Below are 17,231 nucleotides of genomic sequence, written 5' to 3'. Positions count from 1 at the left end.
GACCAATACCTTTACCTCATCGTTGGGGAAGAAGTGCACCGCGAGATGACCTCGATCCTTGGACGTATAGGGAGGCACGTCAACAATGCGCGTTTTCCAGGGGATCGGGTTGGTGTTTCGCTTCCCCGACCATTTCACCGTGACTGTCATGCCGGGTTGCCATTCAGCGGGTACAGAAATGCAACAGACAAATTTTCCGCCCCCCTCATGCGGGTAGATATTTGCGCCCGGATAGCCGTTGACGCTATATGCAGCCACATACCGATCCGTGTAGTTGTAACCCACCAGATCCATGGCGATTGCGTGACTGGTTGCTGTGCACGCCGTGCCAAACGCCGCAAGCAGCAGTGAAAGACTGCGGTAGATTCTTCTAGGCCAGGAGTTCATGGCTATTCCTCGTGTCGATGCATATATTCCCAGTGCCATCGGAAAAGACCCTCACATTGAGTTACCCGGGGGCATTGTCCTGAGGCAAAGTGCTGGCTAGCCCCCGCCGCCCGCTGCATCGCCTCGCGCGGCGAAAGCGCGTGCAGGCCGCGAGTCGGAAAGAGCTCCGAGGATCGCGCGGTCATTTCTTGACACCTTCGTCGGGGTACGGATATGGATACTCGGGGTGACCAGCAGTCTTCGTCGTGACCAGCACCGTGACCTCATCGTTGGCTAAGAAGTGCACCGCGAGATGACCCCGATCCTTAGCCGTATAGGGAGGCACCTCCACCACACGCGTTTTCCATGGGATCGGGTTGGCGTTGCGGTCTCCCGTCCACCTCACCGTGACCGTCATGCCCGACTGCCATTCCCTAGGCACAGAAATGCAGCAAACGAAGCCGCCGCCGCCCGCATGTGGGTAGATGTTGGCGCCTGCAGAGCCATTGACGCTATATGCTGCGACATACTGATCCGTGTAGTTGTAGCCCACCAGGTCCATCGCGGTAGCAGGGCTGCTGACAGCGCAGGCTGTGCCCAGCATTGCCAGGGACACAGCAAGGCGGCAGAGAACAGACTGCATTCGGGTTCCCATCGACACGCTCCTATGTTGGGTTGAGCTTGACTTCGGCAGCCTAGGGCGTACCCTGCCCCGCACCACCTTGACCTGTCCGCTGGCGCCAATAGCCTCGTAGCCCTCCTGCTGATGGTTGCCAGCGCCGTCGAAGACGACACCCACATTTTCCCGTTCGGCACAGGCGGCCGCTTTGTCATTGAGCAATGTGCGGGACAGCACCGCGATGCACCGCATCGCCTCGCGTGGCGGCAGCGCGCGCAGGCCGCCAGTTGGGAATATCTCAGGGGATGGCGCGGTCATTTCCGGACACCTTCGCTGGGATAGAAATGGTAGGGATAGTCAGGGTGCCCAGGTGCTTTCGTTGTAACCAGCACCGTGACCTCATCGTTGGGAAAGAAGTGCACGGCGAGATGACCACGATCCTTGGCCGTATAGGGAGGCACATCCACCACCCGCGTCTTCCACGGGATCGGGTTGGCGTTACGGTCTTCCGTCCACTTCACCGTGACCGTCATGCCCGGCTGCCATTCCCCTGGTACCGAAATGCAACAGACAAACTTGCCGCCGCCGCTGTGCGGATAGATATTCGGGCCGGGATAGCCATTGACACTATATGCAGCGACATACTGATCCGTATAGTTGTAGCCCACCAAGTCCATAGCGGCAGCCCGATTTGCCATGGAACACGCGGCGCACAGCACGACAGCTAGCGGTGATAGACGAACGGAAATCTGTTTCCATCTGATGTTCATGCGAGCTCCGATCTCGGGCGTAACTGGCAACGTACGTTGCTACGATTCCAGCACCTTCAGGCACCGCATTGGCATGCGTGCGCCAGTAAGGACCGTCTCCGTGTGACGGCTTGGCGACCGTCGAGAACAACTTCGTACCTATCGGTCATTCCCTGGGTTTTCCTCCGGGAGCCGCACCAGATCGCTCTCGATGATGTGCGGCATGGCCGCCTGGATGTCGCGCGTGTTCTTCTGCACGGCAATCGCCCCGAAGAGCGCCAGGGCGAACGACATGCCATAGAAGCCCTTTTCGCTCAACGCCAAGTTGGCGTTGAATAGCCCGACACACAGCAAGAGGACAGCCAGCAGCACTGACACCCAGCTCAGGCCGTAGTAGATCGCCGTTACGGGAATGCCCTCGAGCTTGTCTCGTACGCTCTTTTGCACGGAGACGGCGGCAAACAGTCCGTAGACAAGCACCGTAAAGTAGTAGCCGCGCTCGTTCAGCTGCATTTCCGCGTTGAACAATCCAACAAGGAATGCGAGAAATCCTGCTAGCAAGGCGGCCCATGAGGACGCAACGAAGGCAAACGAAGGCTGTTGGGTAGTGTTTTTCATTTCACGTGTGTAAATGGGTTGGCGATACCGATGGATGCCGCACAGGCAAGTGCTACAACGTAATGGGGTGCCATCGCTAGCTTGAACATCTTCACGCCTTGAACGCATTGACCGCATTGACTGCCTCGATGGCTGCGGCGAGTTCCCCACGCGCCCAGCCCCGCTCCGCGATGAGTCGGAGGAGCTTCGGGTTCGTCAGGCCCTTGTGGTCGGTCTGTGTGTCAAAAATCCCCAGCGCAAGGATGTCCGGAAACGCGTCAATCTCCTGGGCGCGTGCAAACTCGCACACCGCCTTGATCTTCTCGAAGAATCCCGCCTTCGCCGTTGCCGGCAAGATCCCCGGCAACTGCCGGAACATGGCGTCGATGACCGAATCAGGTACGCCTCGCTCTAGCAGCTTGTTGAACTCCCGCCGCCCGAGCGCGAGCGGAAAGACAGGCGCGGCAATGGCATCCGCGACCGGAGCCTGCTCGAGCTGTCCTGCGCGATCGACGTACCACCATTCGCTTAGCTCATGGGTCAACGCCGCCCAGGACTCCTGACGGAGGACCTCCGGAAGCATCGGCAGCACCCGCGTGTCGGCAAAGCGCAGCAGCAGCTTCTGCCCATCCTCGGTCGAGACGCGCGCGCACTTCTGCCAATTCGGCTTGAGTTCGGCGGCATTCCTGGATGAGGCCACAATGCTGAACATTGGCCGCCCGGCGCAATGCCGTGCGAGGCCAAGAATCTGCTCCCTCAACACCTCGGCGCGCTCCACGATCAGCGGGATAAGAAGTGGGGAAACCTCGAGCATGGCGTCCAGCTCGTCGCAGGCATACAACGCTTCTGGCGAGCCGGGGTAATCGCGCCGGCCGCCATCGTGATCGAACGCACCATCAACGACCGCAGTCCAGTTTGCCTTGGGATTTGCCGAAACCAGCTCGATCAGCCTGGTGGAGACCTCGGCGAGGTTCAGTGGATCAACCGCGAAATACATGTATCCATCCCTCCCTAGACCGCAGCGAGCGCACTGCCCGACTTAAGTGCCTTGATGAAGCACTCGATGCAGAACGGCTTCGGTGTGACCGGCATCTGCATCGGCAAGCTCTGCTCTTCCGGCCAGGAGTGGTGCGCGGCGTGCGCGACGTATTTCCCCTCGGTCAGGTGCGTGATGCCGGCGGCCTCGTACTGGGTAAAGCTGCCGCCGCCACCGATCAGCAACTGCTTCTTTGCAATGACGCGAATGCTGTCCTCGGTGCTGATGATGCTGATGCCAAGCTTCGCAAGCAGTCCCATCGTGTCGTTCTGGGCCTGAATTTCAATGGGGCCACGGCTCGCGAACAGCTTGATGCCGAACTTGTGGGCACAGATGGAGACCAGCTCCCTGACGCTGGCGAGAAAGCTCTTCCCGACGTTGAGGGACATGTGCTCGCCCGTTGTCAGCGATGTGTGGAGCTTGCTGTGCAGATGCGTGCTTTCTTCAGCGGTGGCCGCGATGCCGGCGGCGCTCGACACCACAACGTGGGGAGACGTCAGTTCCCCGAGTGCCTCCCCGGATCCCTTGATGGCATCGTTCTGCTGCGCGATCGTCCTGGCGACGTCCTTCTGCTCTTCGTGCTGCGCCTGGGAGTTCGCCGACGCTTCCTCGAGGGCCTGGGCGATCTCCAGCGCGCCTTTGAGGCGGGCTATCGTCTCGCGCATATCCATGGCGTGGCTGCGGGCATTCATGCGTGCTTCGGTGCTGAGCAAGGCGCCCTTGGCGGAACGCAAGGCCATGTGGCCGTCGGTGCGAAGCTCGGCGCCCTCGCCGCGCTTGTCTTTTCTGCCTCCCGCATCGGGAATGCGGGTAATGTGGCCAACATTGAGCTGCGACAGCAAGTGGTCCGACGACAGCTGCGATTGAATCTCGCCCTGCGTGTCGTCCATCACCAGGTGGTTGTGCCGGCCACCGCCGATTTCCTTGGAGCGGAATCCAGACAGCGCGTGCTGGCCCGGCAAGTTCCAGGGCGGCATATTGAGCTGGTTCGGAACCCGCCCCACGATGATCGGCAGATCCGGATCGCCGTGCAGGAAGTCGACGATGACCTCCTGTCCGATACGGGGAATGTGGATGGCGCCGTACTGATCGCCGTGCCATGACGACGCGACGCGCACCCAGCAAGAGCTGTGCTCGTTGCGTTTGCCGTACATATCCCAATGCAGCTGGATTTTCACGCGACCGTACTGATCCGTCCACACTTCCTGAGATTCCGGCCCGACAACGGTTGCCGTTTGAGGCCCCGTTGTGCGGGGCTTTGGCTGCGTCCGGTCCGGGCGGAATGTTTCCGTGGTCGGCTGCACCTCGAACTCCACCGCGCAGCGCCAGCGCTGGCCCTGGCCGCTCTCCTCCGCGACTTCCTCGAGCATCAGCTTCGTCGCAAAGATCAGGTATTCACAGTTTGCCTTCTGCTCGGGATGCCGAGCCAGCGTGAACGTACAGCCCGGAACGACACCACGCAAGTTTCCCTTCCCATAGGCGAGACGGCCATGCTGACGCAACTCCTCCATGCGCATGCGGGCGGTCACATCTCCTTCCTGCCACGGGTCATTTCCGGTGGCGGGCTGCGCATGATCGCCGGGCCATTCATACATCTCCTGGTCGCGATGGCCCGTCTCGCGGGGCTGCTGCGTCTTTACCGTGAGGTCTGCTCTTGGCTTGACGAAGTCATAGTCGTTGGAGCGCCATTTCCCAGTCACCAGCTGGTCGACGACTGTGAAATCCGAGATATGCTCTTCATCCACGCGGTCCGCACTCGAATACCATTTGATCGTGTGATAGGCGCTGCTCGTGAATTTCCTGAACGCACCATTGCCGTCGGTCAGGATCAGACGGTGATGGCCCTCGCTATGCTCGAAGAACCAAGCGATGCCCCACTCCTCGGTGATGCGCTGGAAGAACTCGAAATCGGTCTCGCCATACTGGACCTGGTACTCTCGCCGCGGATACTGGACCAGGCTGAGCCGCTTTTCGACCGGAAAGTTGTAGTCCGCCAGCAGTTCATCGAGTATTTCGATGACGGTCTTCTGCTGGTAGGTCTTGTAGTCCATGGTCAGCGTGGCAAGCCAGAGCCACGGCCGCAGCACGAAGCGATAGACAAGGTGGCGGCCCTCCGGCGTCGGGCCAGACACGCGCGTCACCAGGCCGGTGATCTCGCGCTTGCCAGCGCCGAGCCGTCCCTCCAGACCGGCGCCTGCGCCATCCAGTTCGATCTCGATGGTCAGCTCGCGGCCTTCAAGGGCCTCCTTGTCGAGATTCGCGCCCGGCCCAAAGGCGAAGTTCTGATCGTCCGCCGTCTTGAGTTCCAGTTCGTATTCAAAGAGGTCGCAAAGCGCTTCCCTGCCACTGACGCGCACCACTGTCAGCGCCGGCTGCCCCAGTACCTCGGGAAGGCCGGGTCCTTTGACCGTGACGGTACGATGACTGCCGAATCCGGGGATGCTGAGGGACGAGACCATCTTCTTTCTCCTGTTGAAACGGGTACAACCGCTTTGAATACGAATCGCCTGTGACAACAATCGCCTGTGACAAACGAAAGTTGCCGTCCATCCGTCAGTGCCGTGAGCGGATGGACGGAGTCCGTCAAGCTTCCTTGTTGCCCTTGATGTCATAGCCGGCGGTCACGGCACCGCCGCTGCCGCCCTGGGCGTTTTGCACCACATACTCTTGCTTCACCTTGGAGAACGACAACGCCACCTTCTCGCGCATGCGCACTTCGTCGTCCACCGAACCCCTTGGACTCACCAAGGTGACGATCACATCGGTCATGGTGAGCTTCAGATACTCGAGCGGATTTCCACCGGCCTTGCGCACCACCAGAACGGCCTCGTTAATGTGCTTGCCCGTCAGGCAGTACTTCATCAGGTTGGGCGAGGCGCGATCGATGAAGTGCTCGAAGGTCATATCCGACACGGTCGCCTTGCCGGCACCGCCGCCGCTGCCTGCGTGCATGGTGGACTGCTGCTCGATGCTCCATTCCCAAGCCAGTACCTCGACCTCATTCTTGTGCGACGTGTCCTGCGACTCGCCGTCGATGCCATTGATCTTCAGGAAAATGTCCTGTGCCATTGCAAAGCTCCTTCACGTTAAGACAGGTACTTCAGACAAAAACCACAGCGGCTCCCCCGAGCCTGCCGGTCGCAGGCCCGTTCGGTAGAGTCCGTGGGGATTCGGTTTGGATTTGGCGGGTAAGCCTTAAGCCGCGTCCTTGACCGACGGCAGGCGGGCCACCAGGCGCAGCGACACCGTCAGGCCTTCGAGCTGGAAGTGCGGACGCAGGAAGAACTTGGCGCTGTAGTAGCCGGGGTTGCCTTCCATTTCCTCGACCACCACCTCGGCGGCGGCCAGCGGACGGCGGGCCTTGGTCTCCTGCGAGGAGTTGGCCGGATCCGCGTCCACGTAGTTCATGATCCATTCGTTAAGCCAGCGCTGCATATCCTCGCGCTCCTTGAAGGCACCGATCTTGTCGCGCACGATGCACTTCAGGTAATGCGCGAAGCGCGAGCAGGCAAACAGGTAAGGCAGGCGAGCCGACAAATTGGCATTGGCGGTTGCGTCGGCGTCGTAGTATTCGGCCGGCTTCTGCATGGACTGCGCGCCGATGAAGGCGGCATAGTCGGTGTTCTTGCGGTGCACCAGGGAAATGAATCYATTCTTCGACAGCTCGGCCTCGCGACGATYGGAGATCGCGATCTCCGTCGGGCACTTCATGTCGAGGCCGCCATCGTCGGTCGGGAAGGTATGGCACGGCAGGTTTTCCACGACACCGCCGCTTTCCACGCCGCGGATCAGCGTGCACCAGCCATAGAGCTTGAACGAGCGGTTGATGTTGACCGCCATCGCATAGGCCGCGTTGCTCCACACGTACTTGCGGTGATTGGCGCCATCGGTATCTTCCTCGAAATCGAATTCATCGACCGGGTTGGTCTTGATGCCATAGGGCAGGCGCGACAGGAAGCGCGGCATGGCCAGGCCCACATAGCGCGCGTCTTCCGAGTTGCGCAGGCCGTTCCACGGTGCATACTCCAGGTTCTGGAAGATCTTGGACAGATCTCGCGGGTTGGCCAGTTCCTGCCATGAATCCATCTGCAGCACGGACGGTGAGGCGCCGGCGATGAATGGTGCATGGGCGGCGGCCGAGATCTTGGCCAGCGACCCGAGCAGTTCCACGTCGGGCGGCGTGTGGTCAAAGTAATAGTCGGCGACCAGGCAGCCGTACGGCTCGCCACCGAGCTGGCCGTACTCCTCTTCATAGACGCGCTTGAAGAATGGGCTCTGATCCCAGCCGATGCCCTTGTAGCGGCGCAGAGTGCGGCGCAACTCCTCCTTCGACACGTCCATCACGCGGATGCGCAGCTTGTCGTCGGTCTCCGTGTTTGACACTAGGTGGTGCAAGCCGCGCCAGGCAGACTCCAGCTTCTGGAAGCTCTCGTGGTGCAAAATCAGATTGATTTGCTCCGAGAGCTTTTTGTCGATGGCGCCGATGATGGCCTCGATGCTCTTGTAAGCATCGTCGCTCATCGTGAACGCGCTGGCCAGCGCCTGTTCGGCCAGCGTCTTGACGGCCAGGTCGACCGCTTCGCGTGCCTGGTCGGTCTTGGGAGAGAACTCGCGGCTGATCAGTGCCGCAAAATCCGAATGCTCAGCCGTCGCGACGGCCTGTTGTTGTCTTTGTTGGGCGGAAACCATGGAATCCTTGCTTAATGAGGTTGTTCAGGTAGGCAAGCAGCCGAGCCAGTCAGGACTGCGGCGCCAGGGTGTCGCCGTGATTCGCCTCGGGCTTGGGTGCCTTGGCAAGCGACTGCAGCAGCGCCGGGTCTTRCAGCAATTGATTGATCAGCGATTCCGCCCCCGACTTGCCGTCCATGTAGGTCTGCAGATTGGCGAGCTGCGTGCGGGCTTCCAGTAGTTTCCGGAGGGCGTCGACCTTGCCGGCCACAGCCGCCGGCGAGAAGTCCTCGATGCTCTCGAACGTCATGTCAACCATGAGTTGCCCTTCGCCGGAAAGCGTATTGGGCACGGCAAAGGCCATGCGAGGCTTCATGGCTTTCATCCGTTCATCGAAGTTGTCGATATCGATCTCCAGGAACTTGCGATCGGCTACCGGCGGCAGCGGCTCGGCCGGCTTGCCCGACAGGTCGGCCAACACGCCCATCACGAAGGGCAACTCGATGCGCTTCTCCGAGCCATAGACTTCGACGTCGTACTCGATCTGCACACGCGGCGCGCGATTGCGAGCGATAAATTTCTGCGAACTGTTCACAACAGACATGGTTCTCCCCAGCGGGTTACAAGGACGTGCCGCACGGCTCTAGGCCGCTTCGGCTTTGGGATACGCCGGCCCAACAGGGTCGTGGCCCGGACGGTATTCGGCGTGATAGGTCAGCTCGGGCGAGCCGCTGCCGCTGCCGGGCAGTCGGATGTCGATGGCAGCCAACGGGCGTTTCTCCGACAGGGCGGACAGCCACAGCCGCGCGAGTTGCGGCTGGATGACCTGCTCGATGAAGCCGATCAGCTGCCGCGCGCCGGTCTCGCCAACCGGGCATCGTTCGACAATGGCGTCGACCACGGCACTGCCATAGGTGAGCGCGATGCCATGCTGGTTGTGCATGCGTGCCACCACGCGATCCAGATGCACCCGCACAATCCGGCCGAGGTTCCTGGCCGCGAGCGGGAGGTAGGGCACCACCACCAGCCGGCCCAGGAATGCCGCCGGAAACACTTTACGAAGTTCCGGCATCAGGGCGTCCCGCAGGGCGGCCGGCTCGGGCATCAGCGCGGGGTCTTCGCAGAGGTTCGCCAGCAGATCGGAACCCGCATTGCTGGTCAGCAGCAAGATGGTGTTCTTGAAGTCGATATGGCGCCCTTCCCCGTCTTCCATGTAGCCCTTGTCGAAGACCTGGTAGAAGACTTCGTGCACATCGGCGTGAGCTTTCTCGACCTCGTCGAGCAGCACCACGCTGTGAGGGCGTCGGCGCACCGCTTCGGTCAATACGCCCCCCTCGCCATAGCCGACGTAGCCCGGCGGCGCACCCTTGAGGGTTGATACGGTGTGTGCCTCCTGGAACTCGGAGAGGTTGATCGTGATGAGGTTCTGCTCGCCGCCATAAAGGGCGTCCACCAGCGCCAGCGCGGTCTCTGTCTTGCCAACGCCCGAGGGGCCGACCAGCAGGAACACGCCCACCGGCTTGTTGGGATCGGTGAGTTGCGCGCGGGCGGTCTGGACGCGCTCGCCGAGCTGCTCCAGTGCATGGTCCTGGCCAATGACGCGGGCGCCGAGCGTGCATGGCAACTGCATCACGGCGGCAACCTCATCGGAGACCATGCGTCCCACGGGAATGCCCGTCCAATCCGCTACGATCGCGGCTACCACAGCCTCATCCACCTCGGTGTAGACAAGCGGCGTCCCTGCCTGCGCCGCCCGCAGGGACGCCTCTGCCTCCGACAGCGGCAGCGCCTCGCCGGGTTGCTCCCCATCTGCGCCCTGCTGGCCTTGCGCGATGGCATGCAACTGTGCTTGCCTGCGTGTCACCAGCTCCACGGCCAGGGTCCGCTCCTTTTCCCAGCGCGCCTCGGCCGCCGCCAGATCGGCCTTGATCTGGCCGTGCCGGACCTGCGCGCCAGCAGTCGCGCGCAGGTCCGGCTTGCCGAATCCGCCCTCCTTGGCAAGCAGCGCGCACTCGGTCTCGGCCGCGGCCAATTGCTGGCGCAGGTGGTCCACGACCGCCGGCGGCGCATGCAGCGACAAAGCAACGCGCGCGCAGGCCGTATCGAGCAAGCTGATTGCCTTGTCGGGCAACTGTCTGGACGGAATGTAGCGATGCGACAATTTGACGGCGGCACGCACGGCCTCGTCGCGGATCCATACCTGGTGGTGCGCCTCGAAGGTGTCGACCAGCCCCCGCACCATCGAGACAGCCTTGGCCTCCTCCGGTTCCATGACCTGCAGAACCTGGAAGCGGCGCGTGAGCGCCGGGTCCTTCTCGATATGGCGCTTGTACTCGCTCCAGGTGGTGGCACCGATAGTGCGCAATGCCCCGCGGGCCAGCGCGGGCTTGAGCAGGTTGGCGGCGTCCCCCGTACCGGCATGCCCGCCAGCGCCAACCAGCGTGTGGACTTCGTCGACAAACAGAATCACTGGTTTGACAGACTTCGCGGCCTCCTCTAGCACCCCTTTCAGGCGCGCCTCGAATTCGCCTTTCATGCTGGCACCGGCCAGCAGCGCCCCCACGTCGAGACAGAGCAGCCGGATGTCTTTCAGGCTCGGTGGCACCTCGCCTGCTGCAATCGCCTGCGCCAACCCCTCGATGACGGCGGTCTTGCCAACCCCAGCCTCGCCGGTCAGCAATGGATTGTTCTGGCGGCGGCGCAGCAGGATATCCGTCATGGTTCGAATCTCGTGCTCGCGCCCGATCACGGGGTCAAGTCGGCCAGCGCGAGCCTCCTCGGTCATGTCCCGGCAGTATTGGCCCAACGCGGATTTGCCCGAGCCCGCGGGCGCCATCGCGCCACTGGCCTCACCCGGGGTGGCCGGTGCCAGCCCGCAATCGTCGTAGGCAGCTTCCCTGCTCTCCGGCGACTGCGCGACCAGTGCCGGGACCGACTCAACCAGGCCGTCAGCGTGCACGCGTGCGAACTGGCTGGATATCCCCAGGACCGTGCGGCGCAATTCGGGCGTCTTGAGCAGCGCAGTCAGCAAGTAGGCGCCACGCACCCGGTCATCGGCAAAAGCGAGCGTCGCGTACACCCAGGCTCGCTCGATCGCGGATTCAATCTGGAACGCGAAGTCGCTGATCGACGTGGCGCCAGCCGGCAGCGCCGCCAACGCCCGGGCCATGTCTGCTTCCAGTGCGGCCAAGTCGGCGCCCGCATGCCGCAGGATCCGTTGAAGGTCGYCATCAGGCGCCTGCAACAGCTGATGCAGCCAGTGCGCGAGTTCCACATATGGGTTGCCGCGCAGCTTGCAAAAGGCAGTGGCGCTTTCGATTGCCTGGAACAGGGTGGGATTGAGTCGGCCGAACAGCGCCTGACGCGAGATGTCCATTTGAATGCAATGGACGAGCTGGAAAAGCTCTTGAACCTGTCGCCGTCGAGAACGTTCCGGTCGGGCATCGGTGACACCATGGGCGAAGTGTGGCCACGGCAGGCCGCTGAGGTGACGCCTCCGACCTCGGTGCCCGACCCGTTCGCCATGCTTCGTCCCGCCTGCATCGAACCAGAGCCCGCGCCGGCAGCGGGCGCGAAGCGCGATGATGTGCTCGACGCATTGGTGCAGGAAGGTGAGGCGGCCCTGCGCGATCCGAATTACGTGAGCCCGTTCAGCCAGTGCCTCACAAGCAGGTCCGCGCCTGCCATTGCAGTCGAGCAGCCGCTCGATGCCCTGGCCGCAGATGCCAGGGCAGACTCGTCGCTCCTGCATGGGCTTGCCGGCCGGCTACCGATCGACGCACTCATCGGCCCGCTTGGCAACCTTGAGGCATTGGAACTCCCCGCGGCATCCGCATCGAATGACGTGCTGTGGCTGTTCGCGGGAAATATCGTGCCGACGCGGCGCCGCGACGTCACCGCCGAGTTGACCCGGCGCGAACATCACCTTGTCTCGATGGATAGCGCCTATCGTCCGGCACCCGCATCGCCACAAACTTCACCTGCCGGAGAGCGCGGTCATGGCGGCCAATAACACGACGCGTGCCTTCGGTGCCATCGGTAGCGTTCTCGGCGAGGCCGGATCCATCGCGGACGCGCTGGCCGCAACAGAGGCTGGCGTGCGCAAGCAGCCCGGCAGCTTCGACGCGAGGTGGGGCCTCTTCCAATGGCTGTGCGTGGTCGGTGACTGGCCGCGCGCGCTCAGGCAGTTGCAGGTTGCCGCCCAGTTGGCACCGGACTTCGCACAGACCGCGCACGCTTATCGCGACCTGGTCCGGATGGAAGCGTTCCGCAAGGCGGTCTTCTCGGGAGCGCGCGAACCCGCTTACTTGCTGCCTGCGCCCGGGTGGCTCGAGCGGCTACACGTGGCGCTTGCCCTGGCCGAGGCCTGCGATATTTCCGGCGCGGACCGCAACCGGAATCTCGCGTTCTCCGATGTGTCGGACACGCCTGGGAGCCATGACGGGCAACCTTTCGCATGGATCACCGACACCGACACTCGCTTAGGCCCCACCTGCGAACTAGTCGTCGCCGGCCGCTACACCTGGCTGCCGTTTTCGCAGATGCGGACGTTGCACATGCGCGCCCCAGCGGGGCTGCTGGATCTGCTATGGCGACCGGCCACCGTGACCCTCGTCGACGGGTCCATCGCACGCGGCTTCATCCCGGTTCGGTATCCGGATTCAGAGCTTGGCCGCGACGCCATTCGCATGGCGCGAGAAACCACCTGGAGCGAAGCTGGCGAGACCGGGGTGATGGGCCTTGGTCAAAAAACCTGGATGACCGACGCCGGCGACGTCCCTCTGCTGGAGACTGCCATGCTGACTCTTGGTGGCATCCATGACTGACCGCCGCGCACCGCGCCGCCCACATGCGCACCTGCTGCCGACTTTGTTTGATCGTCTGCGCGACGAAGCCCCGCATCGGCAAACGGAACGCGCCGACGAGTACACCTTCACGCGCGCTCAGATGCGCGAGATCGTCCAGCGCGACCTGACCTATCTGCTCAACACGACCAATCGCGAAGATGAGATGGATCGCAATCGCTATCGGGCCGTGGCAAGTTCAACGCTCAACTACGGGGTTCCTGCCGTAGCGGGCACCTACCTGTCCGAGCACAAGTGGAGCGACATCGTCGACATCATCAAGCGCGCCATCCTTGATTTCGAACCACGGCTCATTCCAGGCACCTTGGCAGTAGCGCCGCTGGAGAAGGAGGATGCGCCACACCGCTACAACGTCCTGCTCTTCGAGATCCGCGGGCTGATCCACATGGATCCCTATCCAATGGCGTTCACCGCGCAGAGTTCACTCGATCTGGAAACCAGCCGGATCAGCGTCAAATCCATCCACGCCACCTGACACCATGGACCCGCAACTTCTTGAGTACTACAACCAGGAGCTCGTCTACATGCGCGAGCTGGCTGGTGAATTCGCCAGCCAGCACCCCAAGGTTGCGAAACGGCTGGGCATGCACGGACACGAGGTGGCCGATCCCTATGTCGAGCGTTTGATCGAAGCCTTTTGCTTCCTGTCCGCGCGAACCCAGATCAAGCTGGATGCGGAGTTTCCCCGTTTCACGCAACGCCTGCTGGAAGTTGTCTATCCCAACTATGTGGCGCCCACGCCGGCAATCGCGGTCGCCCAGTTCCACCCCAGTGAGAAAGAAGGAGACTTTGCCCGTGGCGTCGTGGTTCCCCGCGGGACAACCCTCAAGGCGGGCATTCCAGATGGCGAGTCGACGGCGTGCGAGTTCCGCACCACGCAGGATGTGCAACTCTGGCCATTCGAGATAGTCGAGGCAAGGCTCACCGGCATCCCGCCCGACATCCCGGGCCTGGAGCGCTACGTGCCCGCGCACGTCACCGTGCAGGGCGCCTTGCGCCTGCGGCTGCGCATCAACCGTGACACGACCTTTGCCCAGCTTCCGTCGGTAGACTCACTGGCCGTCTACCTTCGTGGCGATGAACACATCGCCAGCCATCTGCTGGAACTCGTGCATAGCGCCGGCACCGTCTCCCTGATCGGTCAACCCGGGGATATGGGCAACAAGCCCTCCGCAGTCAGCAAGGATGCTGTTTCCTTGCTTGGGTTCGCCCCCGGAGAAAGTGCCCTGCCGCTTGCGTGGAACAAATTCCACGGGCACAACCTCGTGCATGAGTACTTCGCGTGTCCTCAGCGTTTCTACTTCTTCAGACTCAACGGCCTGGCGCCCGGGCTCGCCAGGATCGATGGCGCGGAAGCCGAAATTGTCCTGCTGCTTTCGAAGCCGCCGGGCAATCCGGCCGCCCACGTCGATGCGGGCCAGTTTGCACTGTACTGCGCGCCCGTGGTGAATCTCTTCCCGAAGCGGACCGACCGCATCGAGATTCACCCGGGACGAACCGAGTTTCACATGGTGCCGGATCGCACGTCGCCCCTGGACTTCGAGATCTACTCGGTCCAGAAGATCTTCGGCCAGAAAGCGGAGCACAGCGAGGCTATCGACTTTCGCCCCCTCTTCGCCACCCTCAACGGCGACGAAGGAAATCACGGCCGCTACTTCTCCATGCGGCGGGAGCGGCGGGTGCTGTCCACCCATGCGCGCAAGTACGGTACCCGTACCGCCTACACCGGTAGCGAAGTGTTCCTTTCACTGGTGGATCAGAACGAAGCCCCCTATCCCGACGTCCTGCGGCACCTGTCCGTCGAGGCACTGGTCACCAACCGCGACCTTTCCAACCTGGTGCCCCGTAATGGCCGAAAGGACCTGCAAGCACCCGATTCCGTGCCCGTCGCCAGCGTCGGCCTCATCCGCCCCCCTTCCGCACCGCGTGCGCCGTTCGCCGAGGGAGAGATGGCCTGGCGCCTGATCCGGCAACTCGGGTTCAACTATCTGTCGTTGACCGATCTTGACCATCGCCAAGGCGGCCAGGGCCTGCGGGACATGTTGCGTCTGTTCGTGGCAAGCGAGAACACAGCACAACAACGTCAGGTTGACAGCCTGATCGGCTCCAAAGTCAGGCCGGTCACGCGCCGGCTTCCGGACAACGGGCCGATCATCTACGGACGCGGCATTCAGTGCCAGTTGACGGTTGACGAAACCGGCTTCTCTGGCATCAGCCCCTACCTGTTCGGTGTCGTCCTGGAACATTTTCTCGCTCGTCATGTGTCGGTAAATTCCTTCACGGAAACCGAGATGACCTCAATCCAGCGTGGTCTGGTTCATCGCTGGCCGGCCCGTATGGGCACCCGTAGCGCGGTATAGCCATGTATCGGGGAATCGATGACAATGCGCCGCCACCAGCCAGCGCACTTGCACCACCCGCGCAGTATGCTGGTCAGGCGCCGTGGAAGCTGAGCTTCCTTGGACTGCTGCGCCAGTTGGCCGCCCATCGCCCGGACTTGCCGCCGATCGGACAAGCGCAGCGGCCAGGCGACGAACATTTCCGGATCGGCCAGCAAGCCTCCCTCACCTTTGCGCCGCGCGAGATCGCCCAGCTCCAGCAAACGCCAACCGGGCTCAAGATTCAGTTGTTCGGTCTGGGCATGCTGGGGCCGAACGGCGCCCTGCCGATCCACTTCACGGAAATCGTCCGCGAGCGCAGCGAGGCGCACCGGGACAGGACCACCGCCGATTTCCTTGACCTGTTCCACCACCGCGCGCTCACCCAGTTCTACCAGGCATGGGCACACGGGCAATCCGCGGCGGGGCTGGATCGCCGGGATGATGAGGTGTTCTCCCGCTACATCGGATGGCTTGCAGGCAGCGAAGCCGGCGAAATCGCCGGCCCCCTCCCCTCCCATGCCCGTCTGGCGGCCAGCGCGCACCATGTGCGTGAAGCCCGCAACCCGGATGGCATCGCCGCCACGCTGGCGCATTTCTTCGGCGTGCCGGTCAGGCTCGAAGAATTCGTGCTGCACTGGATCGCCATCGACCCGGCGGAACACTCCCACCTCGGCCGCCCGGGCGCGCCCAGCGTGATGGGACAGGGTGCCATGCTTGGTGAGAAGGTGTCCGACCGCCAGCACAAGTTCCGTCTGGTGATCGGGCCACTCAGCCTGCAGCGGTATCTGAATTTCACGCCCAACGGGCGAGATCTGCCGTTGCTGATCGAATGGGTGCGCTCGTTCGTCGGATACGAGTTCGTCTGGGAGGTCGAACTTCAGGTGATTCCGGACTCCGCTCCACCGGCCGTTCTTGGCTCGGCAGAGGGCCTGGGCTGGTCCACCTGGCTGGGTGAGCCGGACCGCACCCGTGCCATCACGGGCATGGTGTTCGAGCCCGAGCAGTATGCGAAGCACTGATCATGTTTGCTGGCAGCAGCAAGGCTTCCACGCGAAATCGCCATTCCCAATTCCGAGGAGTTCGATCCATGCGTCTTCTAGGCAAGTGTGGCCGTGCGAGCCTCCGTGCGGTGCTGTTGTCGTCAGTGCTGTTCTTGTTGTTGCGGCTCGGCGGCTGTACCGACGACATGATCCCGGTGGAGGTAACGGGATACAACCACATGGACAAGCGCGCCATCGTCAGCTTCACCGTCAACGGCGCGGGTGGGCCGAATCTGGGTCCGGGTGGCGGTGGTGGCAGCTTCAACTGCTGCATTGAAATCCCTAAACGCTGGCGACCYGGSATGAAAGCAAAGATCCGCTGGGAATATGGCTCCGGTGACGACAGCCCTCGCGAAGCCGAGGTAGCGATACCTAAGTATACGGCGCAAAACCGGGGCGCGGTCCAGGTGCATTTCTACCCAGAACATCGCGTCAAGATCGTCGTGTCCAGGTACAGCCTTGGCCATCCTGCCAATCCCTTGCCGCAGAAAGACTGGGCCCCATGGACCCTCAATGAGGACTGGGCACGAAACTACCACGAGGATCAACACAAGAAATGACAGCGATCGAGTTTGCCCTGAATCCAGACCTGACACGTGGGCGGGCATTGTCCGACCGGGAAAAAAGGCGGCGAATCCACGCTTTGCGGGGGATCTCCATTACCAATTCCGAGGCGTTCTATCCATGCATCTACTAAGCAAGTGTGGCCGTGCAAGGCTCCGTGCGGTGCTGTTGTCATCCGTGCTGCTGTTGTTATTGCCGCTTGGCGGATGTACCGACGACATGATCCCGGTGGAGGTCACAGGATACGACCACATGGAGAATCGCGCCATCTTCTGGTTTACGGTCAACGGCGCGAGTGGCCCCAGCCTATTTCCCGAAAGCGGTGGGGGCAAGTATTCCTGTTGCG

The 17,231-nt window shown here is 62.3% G+C and carries 16 protein-coding genes and 1 pseudogene; 7 read left to right on the top strand and 10 right to left on the bottom strand.

Going from position 1 to position 17,231, the window contains the following annotated elements; all coding sequences use genetic code 11:
* From AC1DKD_RS33085 to tssH, 10 genes are all read right to left on the bottom strand, one after another.
* The coding region (locus tag AC1DKD_RS33085; protein WP_477144201.1) for a DUF3304 domain-containing protein at positions 1-387 on the bottom strand (387 nt) is incomplete at its 3' end.
* A gap of 181 nt (positions 388-568) precedes the next feature.
* On the bottom strand, positions 569-1,303 hold the full coding sequence (locus tag AC1DKD_RS33080) for a DUF3304 domain-containing protein (protein WP_441631794.1): 735 nt from the start codon (positions 1,301-1,303) through the stop codon (positions 569-571).
* Positions 1,300-1,755, bottom strand: coding sequence for a DUF3304 domain-containing protein (locus tag AC1DKD_RS33075; protein WP_441631796.1), 456 nt, complete (start codon positions 1,753-1,755; stop codon positions 1,300-1,302). Before AC1DKD_RS33075 ends, AC1DKD_RS33080 begins: the two co-directional genes overlap by 4 nt.
* Positions 1,756-1,893: 138 nt before the next feature.
* Positions 1,894-2,352, bottom strand: a complete 459-nt coding sequence (yiaA, locus tag AC1DKD_RS33070; protein WP_441631798.1) for an inner membrane protein YiaA — start codon at positions 2,350-2,352, stop codon at positions 1,894-1,896.
* A gap of 91 nt (positions 2,353-2,443) precedes the next feature.
* The gene (locus AC1DKD_RS33065; protein ID WP_441631800.1) at positions 2,444-3,328 is read right to left on the bottom strand and encodes a DUF4123 domain-containing protein; all 885 of its coding nucleotides are present in this window, start codon (positions 3,326-3,328) and stop codon (positions 2,444-2,446) included.
* A gap of 14 nt (positions 3,329-3,342) precedes the next feature.
* A complete protein-coding gene (locus tag AC1DKD_RS33060; RefSeq protein WP_441631802.1) occupies positions 3,343-5,826 on the bottom strand; it encodes a type VI secretion system Vgr family protein in 2,484 nt (827 codons plus the stop codon).
* Between the two features lie 124 nt (positions 5,827-5,950).
* The gene (locus tag AC1DKD_RS33055) at positions 5,951-6,436 is read right to left on the bottom strand and encodes an Hcp family type VI secretion system effector (protein ID WP_441631804.1); all 486 of its coding nucleotides are present in this window, start codon (positions 6,434-6,436) and stop codon (positions 5,951-5,953) included.
* Between the two features lie 126 nt (positions 6,437-6,562).
* The gene (tssC, locus tag AC1DKD_RS33050) at positions 6,563-8,056 is read right to left on the bottom strand and encodes a type VI secretion system contractile sheath large subunit (RefSeq protein ID WP_477144200.1); all 1,494 of its coding nucleotides are present in this window, start codon (positions 8,054-8,056) and stop codon (positions 6,563-6,565) included.
* Positions 8,057-8,105: 49 nt separating this feature from the next.
* The gene (gene tssB, locus AC1DKD_RS33045) at positions 8,106-8,639 is read right to left on the bottom strand and encodes a type VI secretion system contractile sheath small subunit (RefSeq protein ID WP_477144199.1); all 534 of its coding nucleotides are present in this window, start codon (positions 8,637-8,639) and stop codon (positions 8,106-8,108) included.
* 39 nt (positions 8,640-8,678) lie between these two features.
* Positions 8,679-11,354 carry a type VI secretion system ATPase TssH gene (gene tssH / locus AC1DKD_RS33040; RefSeq protein ID WP_477144202.1) on the bottom strand — a complete coding sequence of 892 codons (2,676 nt, stop codon included), beginning with the start codon at positions 11,352-11,354 and terminating at the stop codon, positions 8,679-8,681.
* Between tssH and AC1DKD_RS33035 the strand changes: the two genes are divergently transcribed.
* The 7 genes and pseudogenes from AC1DKD_RS33035 to AC1DKD_RS33005 all read left to right on the top strand — a co-directional run.
* Positions 11,238-12,047, top strand: a complete 810-nt coding sequence (locus AC1DKD_RS33035; protein ID WP_477144198.1) for a TagK domain-containing protein — start codon at positions 11,238-11,240, stop codon at positions 12,045-12,047. The genes tssH and AC1DKD_RS33035 overlap by 117 nt on opposite strands.
* Positions 12,034-12,861: a type VI secretion system accessory protein TagJ gene (locus AC1DKD_RS33030; RefSeq protein ID WP_441631814.1), complete on the top strand. Its 828-nt coding sequence runs from the start codon at positions 12,034-12,036 to the stop codon at positions 12,859-12,861. Before AC1DKD_RS33035 ends, AC1DKD_RS33030 begins: the two co-directional genes overlap by 14 nt.
* Complete coding sequence (tssE, locus tag AC1DKD_RS33025) at positions 12,854-13,375, top strand: type VI secretion system baseplate subunit TssE (protein ID WP_441631816.1); 522 nt, start codon at positions 12,854-12,856, stop codon at positions 13,373-13,375. Before AC1DKD_RS33030 ends, tssE begins: the two co-directional genes overlap by 8 nt.
* Positions 13,376-13,379: 4 nt before the next feature.
* Positions 13,380-15,260 carry a type VI secretion system baseplate subunit TssF gene (tssF, locus tag AC1DKD_RS33020; RefSeq protein ID WP_441631818.1) on the top strand — a complete coding sequence of 627 codons (1,881 nt, stop codon included), beginning with the start codon at positions 13,380-13,382 and terminating at the stop codon, positions 15,258-15,260.
* A 2-nt stretch (positions 15,261-15,262) separates the two neighbouring features.
* The gene (gene tssG / locus AC1DKD_RS33015; protein ID WP_441631820.1) at positions 15,263-16,300 is read left to right on the top strand and encodes a type VI secretion system baseplate subunit TssG; all 1,038 of its coding nucleotides are present in this window, start codon (positions 15,263-15,265) and stop codon (positions 16,298-16,300) included.
* Positions 16,301-16,368: 68 nt separating this feature from the next.
* Positions 16,369-16,881, top strand: coding sequence for a DUF3304 domain-containing protein (locus AC1DKD_RS33010; RefSeq protein ID WP_441631822.1), 513 nt, complete (start codon positions 16,369-16,371; stop codon positions 16,879-16,881).
* A gap of 124 nt (positions 16,882-17,005) precedes the next feature.
* Positions 17,006-17,231, top strand: a pseudogene (locus AC1DKD_RS33005) (hypothetical protein); the annotation flags it as partial.

The organism is Cupriavidus sp. 05T313, from assembly GCF_056396665.1.
The sequence above is the reverse complement of the archived record's forward strand: the minus strand, read 5'-3'. Positions and strand labels throughout refer to the sequence as shown.